The sequence below is a fragment of the Pseudomonas sp. BNK-44-b genome, from assembly GCF_047456245.1.
Taxonomy (GTDB): Bacteria; Pseudomonadota; Gammaproteobacteria; order Pseudomonadales; family Pseudomonadaceae; genus Aquipseudomonas; species Aquipseudomonas machongensis.
Genome location: NZ_CP179908.1, coordinates 1,719,471 through 1,737,331, shown reverse-complemented (window position 1 = coordinate 1,737,331; position 17,861 = coordinate 1,719,471). Strand labels below are relative to the sequence as shown.

The window sequence follows — 17,861 nt, the reverse complement described above, 5'->3', positions numbered from 1 at the left end:
CGCGCTAGAAGGGTTTACGGGACTTTCGTCAATTTGTTGAAACTGTTTCACTACCCTTTGGGTTTCACGTGCTAGTGGAAGTGATCAAGCTAAGGCATCAACACACTGAGTGCTTGCCATGACTAGTACGATTACCGTTGTAGCGCATATCACCGCAGATCCTTCGTCAGTAGCAGAGGTTCACAACGCCCTGCTAAAAGCGGTTGACGCGACGCAGTCAGAGTATGGATGTCTTCATTATCGTCTGTTCGAAAACATGGATACTCAAGGCCACTGGACCATGCTTGAGCTGTGGCAAGATGATGATGCGCTGACTCAACATACACTCGGCGATGCGTTCAAAAACTTGAGCACAGCTATCGCAGGCAAGGCAAGTGTTGAGGTTTTTCGTCTGACTCCAGCTGCTTCTGCTGTGCAGGTGAAATCTGTTGTAGATCCAAACTTCTGGCTTGGAAATGGTTTGCCATAAGCTTTAAGCTAACGTGAGGCAAAGTTCAGTTTCGAATTTTCGGCTCTCTAGGCGAGATATATAGTTTTGGAAATCAGGCATTTTAAATATTTTTTGGCAGTAGCTGAAGCTAGTCACTTTACCAGGGCCGCATTTCGCCTAAATATTGCCGTTCCAACATTGAGTCGACAGATCAAGGAAATGGAGGAAGAGCTAGGAGTCCAACTTTTCGTTCGGGCACAACGCCAAGCAACATTAACCGAAGCGGGTAAGGCATTGCTTACAGAGGCCCGTGATGTCGTATATCGATTTGATATCGCTCAAGAGCAAGCCCAGCGCGCCGGGCGTGGTGAAAACGGGCATATCGAAATAGGTTATGTAGCTTCGGCAGTGTTCAACGGAGCATTGCAGAAGCATACGATGACGTTCAAGAAAGCATTCCCCGGCGTGCAGTTGTCTTTGCGCGAATATCCTATGGTGGAGCTTCCTCGGCTGGTGGCAGAAGGACGGATTGATCTCGCCTACGTGCGGGCGCCTATGGTAATTCCCGCTGAGTTAAAGGTTGCGCATTTAGATGAAGAAGGATATGTGCTTGCGTTACCTTGCTCGCATCCGCTCAACGCTCGTAATTGCATCGATCCTAGTGATCTGGGTGATGAGTTGTTCATACTGCCAGAGCAGGTATCCGGGACGATCACAGCCGGCAGTTTGGGCGAATTCGTCCCAAAGCTTGGACCCCAGCCAGGCAGCTTGGTCGCGGTATTGGCATTGGTGGCACTGGGCCAAGGCGTCTCTATCGTACCGAAATCGGCTGCCATCGCCGTGAGCCTGCCTGGAGTAACCTTCCGCCCCGTTAATGGTTTGGAAGAAGTGTCATGGCTAGGCTTGGTGAGCAGGCGCCACGAGCAAGCTCAGCCAATCAGAAATTATCTCTCACTCCTCGGTTGAGGAGCGAAAGATAAAAGATCACTGTCAGTTGTTTACCCCAGACGCTCGCCCTCTCAAATGATTCGTGGGGAGAGCAGTTGTATATTTAACTTGGCTGAGTGCGAAGCTTGACTTGATGCTTGCCACAACGGGTATAGTGGTTAAACAGTCAAGCAGTAGCGCCTGATACTTTGTCAGGTCTTCGCTTACCACCCTGAGCATAAAGTCCGCCTCGCCGCTCATCAAATAGCACTCCATCACCTCTGGGCGCTCCCTGATTGCGTTCGTGAACACTTCTAGAGAATGCTTGTCCTGGAGTTTGAGCGAAACGTGTACGAATACGTTTATTGCAAGACCGAGCGCTGCAGGATCAACTAGCGTTACCGCGCCTCGTAAGACCCCACTTTCCTTCATCTCTGAGACTCGTCGCCAGCATGGCGAAGTTGAAAGCCCTACAATTTCAGCGAGTTCGGCATTGCTCAACTCTGCATTTTCTTGGAGTGCATCAAGGATACGCAGGCTAGCGTCATCGAGCTTCGAGCGGCTCATGGTAAATTTTTCCTCTTCATGAGAGCTTTCCAATGAAATGTACCGGTATTTCTACTTCTGAGGAAGAGATAGGTACGTTTTTTCGCTTGCCCAAAAATATCATGGTGCTACGTAACTAGATTGCAACGAGGTGGCACCATGCGCGCTTCAACTCAGCAAGTGTTTAAGACCCGCTCCAAAAATTTCGGGATATCTTCGACTTACGTTTGGCTTGGTGTCATGGTGCTCCTGTGGGGAAGTAGCTGGCCGGTTACCAAGCTTGCATTGCATGACGTGCCTGCGCTCTGGCTGGCTACCATTCGTTTCGCCAGTGCCGCGGTCTGTCTTTTTGTCTATCTGGTTGCGAGAGGACAGCTCAAGCTTCCCGTTAGAGAGGATGTGCCAATCATCGCAAGCGTGGGTTTGTTGCAGATGATGGCTTTCACAGGTCTGGGTATGGTGGCGATGGTTCATGTCGACACTAGCCGCGCTGTTCTCTTGGCATACACAACGCCGCTGTGGTGTGTAGTGGTCGCCTGGGTCATGTTTCGTGATACGCCCTCTCGGTTGCAGATCGGGGGGCTTGTCGTAGGGATGTCAGGGGTCGCGGCTGTGTGCTCCCCAGGAGAGCTCGAATGGACGAATCAGGAAACGATGTTGGGGGCACTATTCCTGCTTCTTGCAGCTGTCAGCTGGGCGATTGTCATCCTTCATGTGAAGCGTCATCGTTGGGTGACCCCGCCTCTGGCACTTGCCCCGTGGCAGATGCTTTTGGCCTCCATACCATTGGCGATTGCAGCCTATGTCAGTGAAGGCTCACCGGCATCGATTGTCTTGGATAGGAAACTTGCTGAGGAGTTGTTCTTCATCGGTCCGATTGCGACATCGGCCTGCTTTGTGATCTCTGCGGAGTATGGAAGGCGAATTTCGACGTTTGGAATGTCGAATTTCACCCTTGGGGTACCCCTGGTTGGAACCGTGTTCTCTTGCCTGGCTTTTGGTGCGACCGTTTCCACCATGTTCCTTGCCGGGCTCAGCCTGGTGGTTTTGGGTGTCGTCGTCTCTGCGTTGGCTTCGCGCTCTCGTCGGACCTAATCCAGGAAGGTTGGCGGAGACTCGTCGTGCACGGTAAACCCGTTTCAGAGTTCAAAATGCACAAAGCATTAGCTCTGAAACGGGTGGGGTGAGGTTACTTAGGGTCTAAGCGATAGACGCTCAGTGGTCGCTCGACCTTCGATGCGCCATTGTTGAACAAGCTTACTCGATCGACTTGTGCTGCCGGCAAGTACAATCTGCCCTCGTTGTCGAACGCGGGTGCATCTACCCAGTGCAGGCGGCTGTCCTTTGCAATGGTCTGAATTGTGCCGTCATGGGAAATTCGCTTGACGCTATCTTCCGCTAGGTCGCTGAAATAGAAATTGCCCTTGCTGTCCATGACGGTACCACCCACCGGCGGCAGATCTCGCCAAAACTCAATGTGCTTGATGAGCTCATCTTCAGGCAGGTTGGCATCATTCAGCCAGCGCGTTTCAATCTTGTGCCAAGGACCTTCCAATGGCGCGAAGTAGAGCCATTTTCCGTCTGGCGATACCTCCAAGGGATCGGAATGTACCCTTAACGCTGTCCCATCTGGTGCTCTGACTACCTTGCCGCTCAGAATAATGTCGCGGTTCTTGGGCGCGCGTACCGCAGGACTGGTTGTTAAGACGCGTCGGGCCTTGTTGGTTTCGAAGTCCAAGACAACGATGCCTGGAACGCCTGCGTCCGTCAGGTAGGCATGCTTGCCATTGAGGCGGATATCATCGATGTAACTATGTTCTTGAGCGATGCTGCTGTCGAATGGAATCACCTTGATCACTTCGGCGCTTTTTAGGTCAACGACAACGACCTTTGCCCCACCTGGAATGACCTTGCCGCCAAAGTCAGTTACGCCCGCATCGACAATCCACAAACGACTACTTTCATCGACACGCATGGCATTTACGTTGACGAACCGCTGATCGGCTGGGATGGTCGAGTCAGTGCTATTCCACCGCTCATTTGGAAAGGGATGCGGCTGGCCGGATTGGTCTAGCTTCGATACGGATGGTCCAGCTGAGCCAGTCCATTTCGGCCCCGATACGTATAGGCTCCCGAGGCTGTCAACGGCGACCGCATTCCATACAGCATTTTCCGACTGGGCAACCACGTGGAGGGTTGGCGGCACCTCGGCGTGAGCTACGCCGATAAAGCCGGCCATCAGAGCTGTTAGTACAAATCGTTTTGGGAGGTTCATTGCGAGTTCCTGTTTGAAGGGCTGGGCAATGATCATTTTTCCCATTACGCTGAAAAACCTCGCCATCACGTAAAGAATTTCGTCAAAGTGAAGAAAATCATACGAATCGATGATCTGCAGGTCTTCGTATCGACGGCTGCTGCGGGTAGTTTCTCCGCTGCTGCGCGCTTGCTCGACATCTCGCCTGCCTTGGCGAGCGGTGCCATTCAGCGTCTGGAAAGCAACCTGGGCGCAAGACTGTTTGTTCGTTCAACGCGGCGGTTGAGATTATCCGATGATGGCGAGCGGTACCTGCCGCACGCGCGGCAAGCCTTGGAGGCACTGGATAATGGTGAGATAGCACTGACCCAGGGCCGTGATGAGATAGCTGGCACGATTCGCTTGTCGATGCCATCTGATATCGGCAGGAATGTGTTGCTCCCATGGCTTGATGAATTTCAGCAAATGCATCCCATGGTACGCCTGCAATTACGCGTTAGTGATCAGGTGGCCGATCTAGTGGGTGAACATTTGGACGCTAGTATCAGGTATGGACAGTTGAGTGATTCTGGCCTGGTGTCATTAGCACTCGCACCGCTGAACCGTAGAACGGTTTGTGCTTCGCCTGCGTACATCGCACGTCATGGTATGCCGGAGTCTCCCGAGGCCTTGAGTGGCCATAATTGCCTGAGATATGTGATGGGCGAGCAAACCTACGAGCGTTGGAGCTTCAATTTCCCACAGGGAGTGCGTACGGTTCAGGTGACAGGTGATCGGATTAGCGATGATGCCGATATTGTTCGACGCTGGGCTGTCGCTGGTTTGGGCATCGTCTACAAATCCAGGCTCGATGTTGCGGAAGATCTTCGCAGCGGCCGTCTGGTCGAGCTATTCCCGGAAAGCTATGGGCAGCCGGCACCGCTCCAGCTGGTGTGCGCCCATCGCACATCGCTCACGCCGGCTATCCAATCGCTTAGAGCTTTTCTAGCAAAACGTTTCGAAAGCTAGCCAGTGATGAGAGCGGGGCACGGGTCCCCGCTACTGCTTCAAGCTTCCGCCAAAGTCGACTGACGTGCGAGCCAAATGTCTGCAGCCTCCAAGGCCGAAAGTTTTTTGTGACGGACAAGGAAATCAAGCTCACTGATCGCGGCATTGCCAGGTTGTAGCGAGGCTAGATCCTCGATCAATTCTTTCGGCATTTCTTGCACGACATCGCTTACGGCAATGAGCGTCGCCTGATCCTCTCCACCCAACAACCCGAGCGGTTCGTCCAGAGCTCGAATTTTGTAGGCATGGTGCAAATATTGAGGATGCCAAAGCGGCACCACAAACCATTCCTGCTCCGCATAGGATTGTTCAAAGCGATTGAAGCAATCAGCCTCGGTGCCTTGCGCAAAAAAGTAGCCTTCTGCATCCAACCCGTACTGCGTCACCATGGCTTTCGAGAAGCGACTGATGCCAGCGCCGGGGTTTATGCCTTGGATGCGACGGCTCATCCGCTGGGCCACATCAGGCTTCAACAGGTCTGCAATCGTAGCGACCTGGTCCTCCGGTACATAATCAGGCACACCCCAAATGCAGTATGGGTTGTAAAGAACTCCCAGGGAGGTGCTCGGTTTCTTGCAAGCGGACAGATAGGCGCCATGGCTGGCAGGCAGCCAGGCAGACACCAGCATCTCTACCTGTCCTTCGCTATACAAACGGAACATTTCCTCGTGAGGAGCTGTGCTGACTTCCACCAGGTAACCATGTCGCTCTAGCGTGCGCTGCACAAGTGCTGCGCTGGCGGCATGGAAGCTGAGGTCGATGTAGCCCAAGCGAATGTGCTTTTGCATGTCATTTCCTTATTAATGCGTTGGCGCAGGCTTGGCGTCGATCTTGACGCGCATCAGGCTGTAAGGCTTCACCCGCTTGTCTTGGCCATCATTGAAGCCAGGCGAGCGGTGCAGCTGGTTGGCAGTGAAATACAGATATCCGTCTGGCCCGATTGACAAGGTATCCGGCCAGAGGACTCGTGAATCCTCAACCACGGTTTGCCAGCTGCCATCAGCGAGACGTTTACGGATGGAGTTGTGCTCATAATCACCCGCATAGACTGCACCGTTAGCATCAGCCTCAAGACCGTCGGAGGCGCCTTTTTCACCGAGGTCTACAACCGCTTGTTCGAGTTCGGCTTCGCTTACATTGGGGTCTCGCAACAGAGCGGTAGGGACCGAATACAGGTGCCGACTCGAAAGCGGACAGAAGTACAGCGTCTTGCCATCGCTCGACAGGGCGATGCCGTCCGAGGCTACGGTCAGCAGACCTGATTTACCCTGCGCGTCGCGGGTGATGAGTGCTGGTTTCCCTTCGATGACAGGTCGGAACTCAGGGTCTACGGAAGTTGATTTGGCCCCGCTAAGGCGGCGGGTTGCCGTACCGCTGGCCAGGTCCAGGACGATGATTCCGCCTGGCCCTTTTACCGACGAATCGGTGACGTAAGCGGTACCTTCTTTACCTACGCGAAAATCAAAACGTACGTCATTCACATAGGTAGTTGGCAGAATCACTTCACGCGGGAACACAACAGTTTTCACGATCTTGTTGGTGTTCAAGTCGATTGCGATCAGCTTGGCTCCTCCTTCTGAGTTGTCCAATGCGGTTCTGTTCAGGCGACAGGAATAGGGTTTTCGGCCAGTGCCTGGTTGAACTGGTTGATCAGTTCATGCTCGTTTGCACCCTGGTTGGCTCGGACTGGGACGACGCGGTCAACCAGGACTTCGGTTGTCGCTGTCTCCAGTTTTTTCAAGGTCTCTTGAATGAATTCGTCCAGAGGCATGGCACGCTCATCACCACTCTTGTGAATCAGATCGGTGTCGACCCATGGCGGCGCGATTTCCAGAACCTTGACGCTGGTGTCGCGCAGGGCAAAACGTTGCGACAGCGAGTAGGAGTGGATCGCGGCTTTGGTCGCCGAGTAGAGCGCTGTCGCTGCCAGTGGCAGATAGGCCAGTACCGAGCTGTTGTTGATGATGTAGGCATCAGGTTGACGCTTGAGATGTTCTACAAACGCAGCGCTAACACGGACCGGGCCCAGCAGGTTGGTTTGCAGCAGCCCTACAGCCTGCTCATCGTCATAATCGCCAGAGCCTGGGTTGTCGAAAGGCATGATGCCGGCATTGTTGATGATGACGTTCAGCGAGGGGTGGCGACGGATAACCTCTTGTGCGACATCCTTGATTTGCTGTGCATCATTGATATCAATCTGAACAGTGTCGATGCCGGGGTTGGAGCTGGCAATTTCATCCAGCAGCGATTGGCGTCGACCGGCGATGATGACCTTGTTCCCACGTTGGTGGAATGCTTCGGCCAGTGCACGGCCGATACCGGAGGTGCCGCCAGTGATGAAGATGGTGTTTGCGCTAGTTTTCATGATTTGTATCCTTTCAATTTGATTGATTAAACGTCGTAACGCGGTGCGAGTTTGTTGCTGGAGAGATGTCCGAACAGCGCCTTGCGGCTGCTTTCGTAGAGCTCGAAATGCTGTAGGTCCTGCATAGAAGGGATGGAGATCAAGACACTGTTGTCGAAGTCTTGAAGGGCGCCATCCACCAGGTCGCTAGCTGACATCACGATGTTGGGATCCAGGTTTTCGACAGGCAGCCCGCCGATCTCCCAGAAGTCGGTGGCTGTAGCTCCTGGCAGCACCGCTTGAATCCTAATGCCTTGCTCTGCCAGCTCTTTGTGCAGCGATTGAGTGAAAGCCGTTACGTAGGCTTTGCTTCCGCCATACACGCCATTCAGTATTTCGGGTGCCAGGCTGACGATTGATGAGATATTGATGATTGCGCCCTGTTGGCGAGCGATGAAGCCTGGAACAGCGGCGTAGGTGAGTCTTGTCAGTGCGGTGACGTTGAGATTGATCATCTCGGCCATCCGCTCGATATCGCTTTCCATCAAGCTGGTGTGGGTACCGATGCCGGCGTTGTTAACCAAGAGGTTGATGCTGGCGTCTTCACGCAATTTGCGCTCGACTCGAGCCAGGTCCGCTGAGTTGGCCAAGTCAGCCTGGAAGACTTCCACGCTCTGCTGGGTCTCGTTGGTGATTCGGCTGGCGAGGGCATTGAGTCGATCACGATTGCGGGCGACCAGAACCAGGTCATAGCCACGTTGAGCCAGGCGCTCGGCGTAGATCGCGCCGATGCCGGTAGATGCGCCTGTGATCAGGGCGGTGCCTTTGTATTCCTGAGTCATGGTCCAGCTCCGTTGTTTGGGTGTGGAGCCATGATGCAAAAAAACCGATTTGTCTTAAATGACGCATACGGTTATGATTTAGGACATCAGAAAATGGAGCGTGGTAATGCATCGAGTCGGCTATCTGATCACAGACGGGTTTCAAGTGATGTCACTGGCCACCCAGGCTGTTTTTGAGTTCGCCAATATGGTGGCGGGTGAGCCTGTGTATAGAATTCAGAATTTTTCAGTGTCAGGTGGCACGGTTCGATCGTCGCTGGGCATGCATATCGATACGCTGGCGTTGGATGCTCCCGGGCTGGCCGATAGCTGGATGATCACAGGAACACTCACTCCACTTACGCCTCCTGCGGTTGAGGTGTTGTCCAGCGTGCAGGGCTTTGCACAGAGCGCTCGACGTATCGCAGGCATTTGCACAGGTGCATTCGTGCTGGCTCAAGCGGGAGTCTTGGATAACCGACGTGCGACCACTCACTGGGCCTACGCGAAAACTCTGCAGAGCATGCATCCGACTATTGAGGTGGAAGAAGATCGGATCTTCATAGTGGACGGCCCTATCTGGACCTCGGCAGGAATGACCGCCGGCCTCGACATGGCTTTGGGGATGGTGGAAAAGGATTTAGGTACGGAGCTCGCACGTTCAGTAGCGCATAAGCTCGTCATGCATCAACGTCGTTCGGGAGGGCAGTCGCAGCACTCTGAGTTGCTCACCATGGCGCCTAAATCAGATCGAATTCAGAGCGCTCTAGACTACGCGCGCAAGCATTTGAACAGAGCATTGAGCGTGGAAGAGCTAGCAGAGGTTGTGCATCTGAGCCCGAGGCAGTTCACCCGTGTCTTTACTGCTGAAACAGGCCAGTCACCGGCGAAAGCGGTGGAGAGCCTTCGCCTGGAAGCAGCTCGACTTATGATCGAGCAGAGTCGCCATAGTCTGGACACGGTAGCAAGGGAAACAGGGTTCAGGGATCGTCGACACATGCGCGAGGTATTCATCCGAGGTTTTGGTGTTCCCCCGCAAGCAGTTCGCCGGGACGCGAGACGAGTCGGTTAGAAAACGCTTTCCTATTAAACCGAACGGTTCGATACTGGGGACATGTCGATGATTTAGGTACCGAAAATGGGACGCCCTCGAAAATTCAATCGTGAGACGGTGCTGGAGAAAGCACTCCCCGTGTTCTGGCAATACGGCTACTCCGGCACCTCTCTGCATCATCTTGAGACCGCTACAGGTGTCAACAAATCTGGCCTGTATTCTGAATTCAAGGACAAAGATGATCTTTTTCTGAGCGCCCTGGCGTATTACTACGCTAATCGCGGTGCGCCAGAAATCCTTACTGCTCAGCCGCACGGATGGGCAAACATCGAGCGGTTTCTTCGGCTTGGCGACCCCCAAGATAACGGATGTATGGGGTGTTTCTCCGTCAATGCTTTACGGGAATTCCCGGTGCTTTCCGAGCAGGTCCGTCAGCTGCTTGTGGATTGTCACCGTCGCCTGCTCCCGGAAATCGCTGACAATGTACGGGCTGAGAAGACCCGACTGGCACCAGAGGTAGTCGCGGACATCATCATGGTGTTTTTCTCTGGAGTGTGCGTAGAAAGCTGCTTGCCTGCTGATGGTACAGGCGATCGCGTCAGCCATTTCATGGAAGCGCTGCGGGCTCTCTGAACAAAATTCATCCTTTTTGAACCGAATGGTTTTTTCTCTTGCACCAGCCTTGGGGTCGTCCTATATTGAACCGATCGGTTCTTAACGAGGCAAAGCGAGTCGGTATTTACCTGCTCAGAAGCTCTGTCTTAACCCAAGCGTCATCCCGCAAGGAGAATCACCATGGCACTGAAGATCCATCCCATTAACCTCGGAAACATGCAGATGGATTCGAGTGGTCTCGTCATGTTCCGAAACCCCGGCGAGCAGGTCACCATCCCGGTTCTGGGCTTTCTGATTACTGGAGGGGAGGAGCCGATCCTGGTCGATACAGGGTCACGCAATGCCCAGCAGTATGAAGAATATGGACTGACGTACGAAGTGACGCCGCAAATGACGCTTGAGTACCATCTGGCCCAGCATGGGCTGCGGATGAAAGACATCCGGCATATCGTCCACACACATGCCCATATCGATCACGTCGGAATGACCGACCTGTTCCCGATGGCGACCACTGTCGGCATTTCGCGTCGAGAGCTGGAGTTTGCAGCCTCCGGTATCATGGGGCCGCTGATGTACAGACGGGCACGCTCAGGCGTCATCGGCCCATTGGTAAAGCCCATCAGGACGTTACCGATACCAAGCTCACGATGCTTTTCCAGCTCGGCGGCGACGCTGTCGGGGCTGCCATGCAGGCACCAGGTCTTGATCCATTCGCGGCTGAAGCAATCCGGGTGTGGATTCAACTGCACGCCGCTCAGCTTCTCAGCGCGCTTGTTGAAGTCGTGCTCACGCTGAATCGCTCGGTTATAGGCAACTAGGATCTGCTGCAGCTCTTCCTCGGCCTGCTCATCGGTTGGCGCCACGTGAACGCACTGATAGGTATGGGTCGTCCAGGACAGGCAGTGATCAACCACTTGCTGCGAGTGACCCGCGCCCAAAAGTGCTTGTTTGTAGCGATTGAAGTACATAGCCAGGTGCTCAAAAGGCTCGGCACTGGCAGGCACAGGTGGCGTGAAGGCAGGAATGAAGGCCGGGCAGCCCATATCGGCGGCACGCCGCATGCTCGTTTCGCGAAGGGCAACCGGCATCAACCGGTTGAACGGACGCTGATAGGCTGTAGGCACAATGCGCTGCACCACAGCGCCTTTGTAATGGTTGGTTTCGAAGCTGATCGGCTCATCTTCGATCTCCTTGTTCCACAGGCGCAGAACCAGATCGAGGTTCTCCTGCAGCATCGCGGACGCTTCTTTGTAGTTGACTCCAAAACCGATCATTTCTTCCGGCGTGGTGCCACTGCCGATGCCGACCAGTAGCCGTCCTTCGGTCAACTGGTCGAGCAGGTTGACGCGCTCGGCAAAACGAACCGGATGGTGCAAGGGTACTGTAGTGACCGACATGCCGAAATGAATGCGCTTGAGTTGGCCGGCCAGATAGGCGGCGAACATGAAGGGGTCGCTGGACATCGGCGCATAGCCAGTGAAGTGATGATCAGGCATGAATACAGCATCGAAACCCAGGGCCTCGGCCTGTTTGGCGTGCGAGACGAGCGCATCCATGACCGGCTTGTCTTCATCAGGGCCGGTAGAACGGCCGACGAGAAATACTGAAAAACGCATATGCCTGTCCCTTTATTAGAATAGAAATTCTTGTTCTATTTATCGGCCAGTGCCACCCCTTCGCAAGCTTGTGAAGATACAGCACGACCATTCTTGCATTTACCAAATGCGGTGCTCTTCGCTATCAGGCCGACGACAAGGACTGAAAATAGAATCATCGCTCTATTTCAAATAGCTATCACCGCCTTCCTTCTCCGTCAACAGCAAAAAAATCGCCTCATCGGCCTGGGCGGGCGCAGTCATGAATCGACCACTTAGCTCCGTGGCGCAGTTACAGCGGCTACCTGAGAGCCCATCCAAGACGCCGATCTGAGCGGCAAAAATTAGATTTTACATTCTGGAATGAAGGTTCTATTTTCTATCAACCCATCGCAACCGCCTTGAGCGCGTGACCACAAAAATAAGACAGGAGCATATCTATGCCATCAAGACGAGACCTGCTCGGCATGGCTGCCACTAGTGCGATAATCACACCGATCACCTCTTTCAGGCTTGCGAGTAGCTCAAGCGAACGTCTTGCTGCACCCACATCCATACCGTCCTGGTATCTGAGTTATCACGGCTTTGAAAACGGCTTGAGAACTCTTGGCCGGAAAACCCTGATGGAGCCAATCACCTGGACATCCGACGGTTGGCCTCAAGCGTTGGGTGGCGATCTCAGCAAACCACTGCCCATAGTCAAGCATCTGTCCCCGCCAACGCATGGCATGGCTCGCTTCGACAATTTTTCCCTGCCAGCCTTCGGGACACGCTGGGCCTTCTTCGGTGGCCCCAATGAGCTTGAACGTGCCGAGCTCAAAGCCAACGCCCTACGACTGGCAGGCAAAGGTACGAGCCCGCAAGATTCTGCGCCTCTGACGCAAATGGTGGGCGCCCCCAACTATGAAATCAGTGTGCATATCGACGTGATCGGCGACGCCACGGCGGGGTTACTACTGTTCTTCAATGATCGGCTATTCCTTGGGATGGGTATCGACGGCGAACACATGACCACCTATCGCGGAGGGGCCAGGAGCCATTGGCCCGAACCCGCTCCCGCGACCCGTTCCCTGTGGCTGAAGATCGTCAACATGCACAACATCGTGACCTTCTACTACTGCGAGGACGGCAAGACATGGGCCAAACATGGCGAGCGCAGCGAAGTATCCGGCTACAACTCCAATACCGTTGAATACCTGGCTAGCCTGCGACCCGCACTGTTTTGCGCGGGTAAAGGGTCTGCCGAATTCCGGGAGTTCCACTACAACGCGATTTCATAGCTATCAATACCCCGGCAAAGCACAGGGGTTCTCACATACGGAGTCAGGCTTGCAAGTCAAAACACTGCTGGCTTGGCTCAGCATGTCGACATTCCAACCCCAGCTGAAAGATCGGCAGACAGGAGCATCGTCACACGCTCGCGCACTCAACTGCCAAACCAAACTATAAAAACAAGGAAATGACATGGCTGAATTACCGCTTTATGACTCTCGACAAGCCGTGCCGGAATGTGCGGTACCTCCCCTATCCAACGCTGCAACATCAGCGGCCAATAAACCATCCAGGCTTTACAGCTTCGCACTGTTCATCGGCATCGTCGGCAATGCTTTATCGCTTTTCACACCTATTTCCGTCGGTTTGTCACTCAAGATCAACGAGTTAGTAACCGCTTCGGAGCGGGTCGCGGCCTTGGGGATGGTCAGTGGCCTGGGTGCATTCGTAGCCTTAATCGCCAACCCGTTCTTCGGACGCATGTCCGACCGCACCCTGTCGCGCTTCGGCCGAAGAAGGCCGTGGATCGTCGGCGGTGCCTTGCTGGGTTTCACAGGCCTCATCACCATAGCGATGGCCTCTTCGGTATACACCGTCGGTGCGGGCTGGAGCCTCGCTCAAATGGGCTTCAACGCCGTGATGGCCGCGATGACGGCGACCGTTGCCGACCAAGTGGAGAAATTCAATCGGGGCAAAATGTCTGGGATTATCGGCATGGGCGTTCCTGTAGGTATGGCGCTTGGCGCAGGCTTATCGAGCCTGTTCGTCGATATCCGCTGGATGATCACCGTTCCGGCGGTCACCGGAATAACCTGCATCTTCTTCTTCGCCCTGACCCTCAAGGACAAGCCGCTCACCGAGCGCCCTGCCCCTTTCACGCTCAAGCAACTGGTTGGAACCTTTTTCTTCAGTCCGCGCGAGCATCCGGATTTCGCCTGGGTCTGCATGACCAAATTCCTGTTCATGTGCGCTTACGCCGCCGGCACTGGTTACATCGCCTACTTCCTTCTGAGCGAGCTGCACATTGAGGCGCACAAGGTGGCTGGGATCATCTTCATGACACTGAGCGCGGCCATGGGCGGAGCACTGCTGACCAGTCCGCTGGGAGGATGGCTATCTGATCGCTATCAGGTGCGCAAGCCATTCGTAGTGGTATCCGCCATCATTGCCATGGCAGGTCTGATCATTACCGGCAACTCGGATACGGTTCCGATACTGGTGTTCGGTCAGTTGGTCCTGGGTCTTGGCGTGGGTTGCTTCAACGCCGTCGATCTCGCCATGGCCACCGACACTCTGCCGGACGATGACAACAAGGCAAAGAACCTCGGCATTTTCAATATTTTCGCCACGCTGCCCCAAGCTCTGATACCGGTAATGGCCGCGCCGATAATCGCCCTCTTCGGTTTTGGCGCGCTCTACACCTCGGCAGCCTGCGTGGGGCTAGCTGGAGCGCTGTTGGTATTTAAAGTGAAAACTACAAACTGAGTAACGATCATGACCGCATCTCCTGAAAGCACTCTCAATCCCTCTCGTCTTATAGAAAGCTTGCTCGGGCGCATGACGTTCGCGCAGAAGCTGGCGCAACTGCAGATCGCCTTCAAACCTAAGTTCGAAGATGCTGCCGAGCTTGCACGCAGCGGCGTGGGCGCCCTGTTCTGGCCCCGAGATGCCGAACGCACTAACGAACTGCAGCGTATCGCTCGCGAGCAGAGCCCTCACGGCATTCCGCTGTTGATCGGGCTGGATGTGATCCATGGCCAATACACCATCTTTCCCACGCCGCTGGCCCAGGCCAGCAGCTTTGATCCAGAGGTCGCCCAGCTCGATGCCAGAGTGTCGGCAAAGGAAGCGCGCTCAGGCGGAGTGAACTGGACCTTTTCTCCCATGGTGGATGTCTCGCGCGATCCGCGCTGGGGACGAGTGGTAGAGGGTTTTGGTGAGGATCCTTACCTCAACGCCGTCATGGGCGCGGCAAAGGTACGTGGCTATCAGGGTGATCAGCTTGCATCGCACACCAATCTGCTCGCCTGCGCCAAGCACTATGTAGGTTACGGCCAGCCCGAGGGCGGTCGCGACTACAACACGGCGGATATGTCCGAACAACGCCTACACAATGTCTATCTCGAGCCTTTCAAAGCCCTTGCTGAGGCGGGTGTGGGCAGCGTCATGGCCGCCTTCAATACGGTTGCGGGCCGTCCCTGCCATGCCAATTACAACCTCCTCACGCAGATCCTCAAGCAGCAATGGGGTTATCGCGGTTTAGTAGTCGGCGACGCGGACGGCGTTCCCAACCTCATCGCCCACGGCATTGTCGAAGACCTTTCCCAAGGCCTCGCCGAAGCCTTCGCCGCGGGCCTCGACATGGACATGGGGGGCTATGTCATCGACCCATACGGCGGGACCGGACTAACCGAGGCTGACATCGCACCCGAGCGGTTAAACGATGCGGTACGGCGTGTCTTAGAAGCGAAGTTTGCTTTGGGGCTTTTCGAAAATCCATTCGTCGATACGCCAGCGGCCATCAAGAGTTCTACCGACGAAACACGCGCCGCGGCTCGCCAAGCGGCTCGCCGCTCGATCGTATTGTTGAAGAACGACCACACCCTGCCTGTTCGCCCGGCAGTAAGGCGACTATTGCTAGTGGGTCCTTACGCCCAGAGCACCGACCACCTCGGCGCATGGGTGCAGTCCTTCGCCTCCCCAGCCGGAAACCTGGCGGATGCCCTGCAGGCGCAGCTCGATAACGTCGACCTGACGGTGCTGCCCGGTGCGGTATTTGAAGGTAGCGATCCGCAACTACAGCGACAAGCCTGCGAGGCTGCTCTGAAAAATGATATGATCATCATCGCTGTTGGCGAGCCGTCACATATGAGCGGCGAAGCGAGTTGCCGAAGTCAGCTAAACTTACCCGGCGATCAGGAAGCACTAATCAGCGCCATCGCGAGCACGGGTGTGCCTTTTGCCGTTGTACTGTCCACCGGACGCCCGCTGGTGCTGAGCGCATGGGCACACCTGGCTCCCGCGATCGTGCAAACTTGGCACTTGGGAACCGAAGCCCCAGCCGCCATCGCCGACGTACTACTCGGCCACTACAACCCCGGTGGCAAACTGCCCATTTCGTTTCCCCGCAGCGTGGGCCAAGTCCCCATTTATTACGCCCATGAGAATACCGGCCGCCCCGCCACTGCATCGGCAGAGGCAGCGGCCTTCAGCAAGCCCCAAGACATCGGCCTTCAGGGGCCGAATAACACCGATGACTACTTCACCTCGAAGTATCTCGACCTGCCCCTTGGCCCGCTGTTCAGCTTTGGCCATGGTTTGAGCTACACCACATTTGCGCTCACCGACCTGAGCGTCACACCCTCGCACCTCAGCATGGAACAGCTGAAGCAAGGCGAGAGCTTTCAGGTGCAGGTGAAAATCACGAACACTGGGGGCGTGGAAGGTGATGACGTCGTGCAGGTATACATCCGCGACTGTGTCGCATCGGTCGCTCAGCCGATTCGCCGGCTCAGAGCCTTTCAGCGAGTGACGATAAAGCCAGGCCAGTCGAAAGCGCTGACATTCACATTCGGCTGCGAAGACCTGGGTTTCTGGAGCGACTTACCCACTGCTGGTTACCGCATCGAGCCCGGTGAGTTCGAAGCGCATATAGGTTCGAGCTTGGACAGTACCCGGAAACTGAGTATGAAAGTAAGCCGCTAGGGCAACTCCGAACAACTTGCTCATCAGCCGGACATTGGCAGTTTGGGATGCCGAAAGCCTAAGGTTCAGCGCTGATTACCTAATAACCAAGACAAAGCCTTGGTTATCTGCCCTCGCGGGCACACTGCGCTAATAGGGGTACCCATACGCGGACGGCTGTATCGACCCATTGCTGCCCTTCAGGAAAGGGAGCTAACGGCCACCAGCAGACGTCCGCGAATGACGTGCCTACCTCACCGTTTCGAACCAAGCAGGGCTATCCCAGTACAATCAGAGATGCCACCACTAAGGGTAAAGCTGGGTAGGTCATTTACAAGTCGCTACCGGTAAGCCCAAACAGCACCGCAGCGACGTGTGCGGCGAGCAAAGCACTGCAATGACCGGTGGATACTCCGGTGCTGGAAACTAAAGTAGTAATCATAGCAGTCAAGTCTTCAATAAAGCGCGCGAACGCGTTCCGCGCGGCGCGGCGTAGAAACGTAGTAAGTTCTATTTTTTTAGGAGTGCTACCGGATTGCCGGTGCAAGGGCGCCGCAGCATTGGAGTTGTAAGACGAGGCTGCTTACTCGAAAACTCAACGGCTGGCCTGTGGCGCGAGGCGAGCCGTTATCTGAATTGTTGGAGGTAGAAAGCTTGATCGACCGTTTGGGGAGGACAAGATCTTGTCCAAACCGGACGTGGAGCATGTCCTAAGTCGACATTGCGCAAGCGGCGCATGGTCCTGCCTGGAGCATTCATGAACACCTAGGTTCACGCTGCCTCAGAGTTTTCTGTCTGCTCCAGGGCGCCGATATTGTCCGCCTCAGGACGTTTTCACTCAATCATCGAAGGCAAAGAGATCATGTCGTGAACCGCATACTGATGCGGTCGCTCCCAGTTGTAGCGCTGCATCAGAAACCTGCCGATGTCCTGCTGTGCCTGCGCAGCACTCATGTAGCCCATACTCGGCACCCACTCCGTTTTCAGGCTGCGGAACAAACGTTTCTCATCACCGGCCCGGACAAACTTCTCCACTGTTGCCACTGGCAACACGTCCAAGCAGTCTCAACGTTCAAGGCAACAGGTGGTCATCAGTGGGTGCCATCTAAAGTGTTGCCAGTGGCAACATTTGTACCGCCATTCACCAGATAGCCTTCATCGGCGCCGACGGATTCCCCGTGTTGCCACTGGCAACACTTCACGGTGGTGCGGGCCACATCACCAAGGCACCGCTAAACCAATGACAAATCCAGCACCCCGGGTTCTTCATCT

At 55.0% G+C, this 17,861-nt stretch carries 16 protein-coding genes and 2 pseudogenes; 10 read left to right on the top strand and 8 right to left on the bottom strand.

The features are described from left to right. Positions 1–118 precede the first annotated feature (118 nt). Both ACMGGG_RS08050 and ACMGGG_RS08045 read left to right on the top strand, forming a co-directional pair. Complete coding sequence (locus ACMGGG_RS08050) at positions 119–469, top strand: putative quinol monooxygenase (RefSeq protein ID WP_414155209.1); 351 nt, start codon at positions 119–121, stop codon at positions 467–469. 66 nt (positions 470–535) lie between these two features. Continuing rightward, a complete protein-coding gene (locus tag ACMGGG_RS08045; RefSeq protein ID WP_414155208.1) occupies positions 536–1,396 on the top strand; it encodes a LysR family transcriptional regulator in 861 nt (286 codons plus the stop codon). A 24-nt stretch (positions 1,397–1,420) separates the two neighbouring features. Here ACMGGG_RS08045 and ACMGGG_RS08040 read toward each other — a convergent pair whose 3' ends face one another. Further along, positions 1,421–1,924, bottom strand: a complete 504-nt coding sequence (locus ACMGGG_RS08040) for an Lrp/AsnC family transcriptional regulator (protein WP_414155207.1) — start codon at positions 1,922–1,924, stop codon at positions 1,421–1,423. Positions 1,925–2,062: 138 nt separating this feature from the next. On the opposite strand from ACMGGG_RS08040, the gene ACMGGG_RS08035 reads away from it, so the two are divergent. Beyond that, positions 2,063–2,998: a DMT family transporter gene (locus ACMGGG_RS08035; RefSeq protein WP_414155206.1), complete on the top strand. Its 936-nt coding sequence runs from the start codon at positions 2,063–2,065 to the stop codon at positions 2,996–2,998. Positions 2,999–3,092: 94 nt separating this feature from the next. Here the strand turns inward: ACMGGG_RS08035 and ACMGGG_RS08030 are convergent, their stop codons facing one another. Further along, the gene (locus ACMGGG_RS08030; RefSeq protein ID WP_414155205.1) at positions 3,093–4,223 is read right to left on the bottom strand and encodes an L-dopachrome tautomerase-related protein; all 1,131 of its coding nucleotides are present in this window, start codon (positions 4,221–4,223) and stop codon (positions 3,093–3,095) included. A gap of 51 nt (positions 4,224–4,274) precedes the next feature. Here ACMGGG_RS08030 and ACMGGG_RS08025 point away from each other — a divergent pair, with 51 nt between their 5' ends. Beyond that, complete coding sequence (locus ACMGGG_RS08025; protein WP_400561785.1) at positions 4,275–5,165, top strand: LysR substrate-binding domain-containing protein; 891 nt, start codon at positions 4,275–4,277, stop codon at positions 5,163–5,165. A 38-nt stretch (positions 5,166–5,203) separates the two neighbouring features. On the opposite strand, the gene ACMGGG_RS08020 is transcribed toward ACMGGG_RS08025, so the two are convergent. The 4 genes and pseudogenes from ACMGGG_RS08020 to ACMGGG_RS08005 all read right to left on the bottom strand — a co-directional run bounded on the left by ACMGGG_RS08020 (position 5,204) and on the right by ACMGGG_RS08005 (position 8,390). Then, entirely contained in the window at positions 5,204–5,992 is a 789-nt protein-coding gene (locus ACMGGG_RS08020) for a glycine betaine ABC transporter substrate-binding protein (RefSeq protein ID WP_253081496.1), read from the bottom strand. A gap of 12 nt (positions 5,993–6,004) precedes the next feature. Beyond that, positions 6,005–6,778: pseudogene (locus tag ACMGGG_RS08015) on the bottom strand (L-dopachrome tautomerase-related protein); the annotation flags it as partial. 26 nt (positions 6,779–6,804) lie between these two features. Then, positions 6,805–7,569 carry an SDR family oxidoreductase gene (locus ACMGGG_RS08010; RefSeq protein WP_414155204.1) on the bottom strand — a complete coding sequence of 255 codons (765 nt, stop codon included), beginning with the start codon at positions 7,567–7,569 and terminating at the stop codon, positions 6,805–6,807. A gap of 26 nt (positions 7,570–7,595) precedes the next feature. Continuing rightward, positions 7,596–8,390 (bottom strand): SDR family NAD(P)-dependent oxidoreductase, encoded by a 795-nt coding sequence (locus ACMGGG_RS08005; RefSeq protein ID WP_135001772.1) that lies wholly within the window; start codon positions 8,388–8,390, stop codon positions 7,596–7,598. 106 nt (positions 8,391–8,496) lie between these two features. Between ACMGGG_RS08005 and ACMGGG_RS08000 the strand changes: the two genes are divergently transcribed. From ACMGGG_RS08000 to ACMGGG_RS07990, 3 genes and pseudogenes are all read left to right on the top strand, one after another. Continuing rightward, complete coding sequence (locus ACMGGG_RS08000) at positions 8,497–9,441, top strand: GlxA family transcriptional regulator (RefSeq protein WP_414155203.1); 945 nt, start codon at positions 8,497–8,499, stop codon at positions 9,439–9,441. Positions 9,442–9,507: 66 nt separating this feature from the next. Beyond that, on the top strand, positions 9,508–10,056 hold the full coding sequence (locus ACMGGG_RS07995; protein WP_135001770.1) for a TetR/AcrR family transcriptional regulator: 549 nt from the start codon (positions 9,508–9,510) through the stop codon (positions 10,054–10,056). Between the two features lie 162 nt (positions 10,057–10,218). Then, positions 10,219–10,497: pseudogene (locus ACMGGG_RS07990) on the top strand (N-acyl homoserine lactonase family protein); the annotation flags it as partial. 14 nt (positions 10,498–10,511) lie between these two features. Here ACMGGG_RS07990 and ACMGGG_RS07985 read toward each other — a convergent pair. After that, positions 10,512–11,654, bottom strand: coding sequence for an LLM class flavin-dependent oxidoreductase (locus ACMGGG_RS07985; protein WP_414155202.1), 1,143 nt, complete (start codon positions 11,652–11,654; stop codon positions 10,512–10,514). Positions 11,655–12,256: 602 nt separating this feature from the next. Between ACMGGG_RS07985 and ACMGGG_RS07980 the strand changes: the two genes are divergently transcribed. The 3 genes from ACMGGG_RS07980 (at position 12,257) to ACMGGG_RS07970 (ending at position 16,610) form a co-directional block, all read left to right on the top strand. Continuing rightward, complete coding sequence (locus ACMGGG_RS07980; RefSeq protein WP_414155201.1) at positions 12,257–12,913, top strand: hypothetical protein; 657 nt, start codon at positions 12,257–12,259, stop codon at positions 12,911–12,913. 184 nt (positions 12,914–13,097) lie between these two features. Beyond that, entirely contained in the window at positions 13,098–14,390 is a 1,293-nt protein-coding gene (locus ACMGGG_RS07975; protein ID WP_414155200.1) for an MFS transporter, read from the top strand. A gap of 9 nt (positions 14,391–14,399) precedes the next feature. Continuing rightward, a complete protein-coding gene (locus ACMGGG_RS07970; RefSeq protein ID WP_414155199.1) occupies positions 14,400–16,610 on the top strand; it encodes a glycoside hydrolase family 3 N-terminal domain-containing protein in 2,211 nt (736 codons plus the stop codon). Between the two features lie 813 nt (positions 16,611–17,423). On the opposite strand, the gene ACMGGG_RS07965 is transcribed toward ACMGGG_RS07970, so the two are convergent. Next, on the bottom strand, positions 17,424–17,648 hold the full coding sequence (locus ACMGGG_RS07965; protein ID WP_414155847.1) for a hypothetical protein: 225 nt from the start codon (positions 17,646–17,648) through the stop codon (positions 17,424–17,426). Positions 17,649–17,861 lie beyond the last annotated feature (213 nt).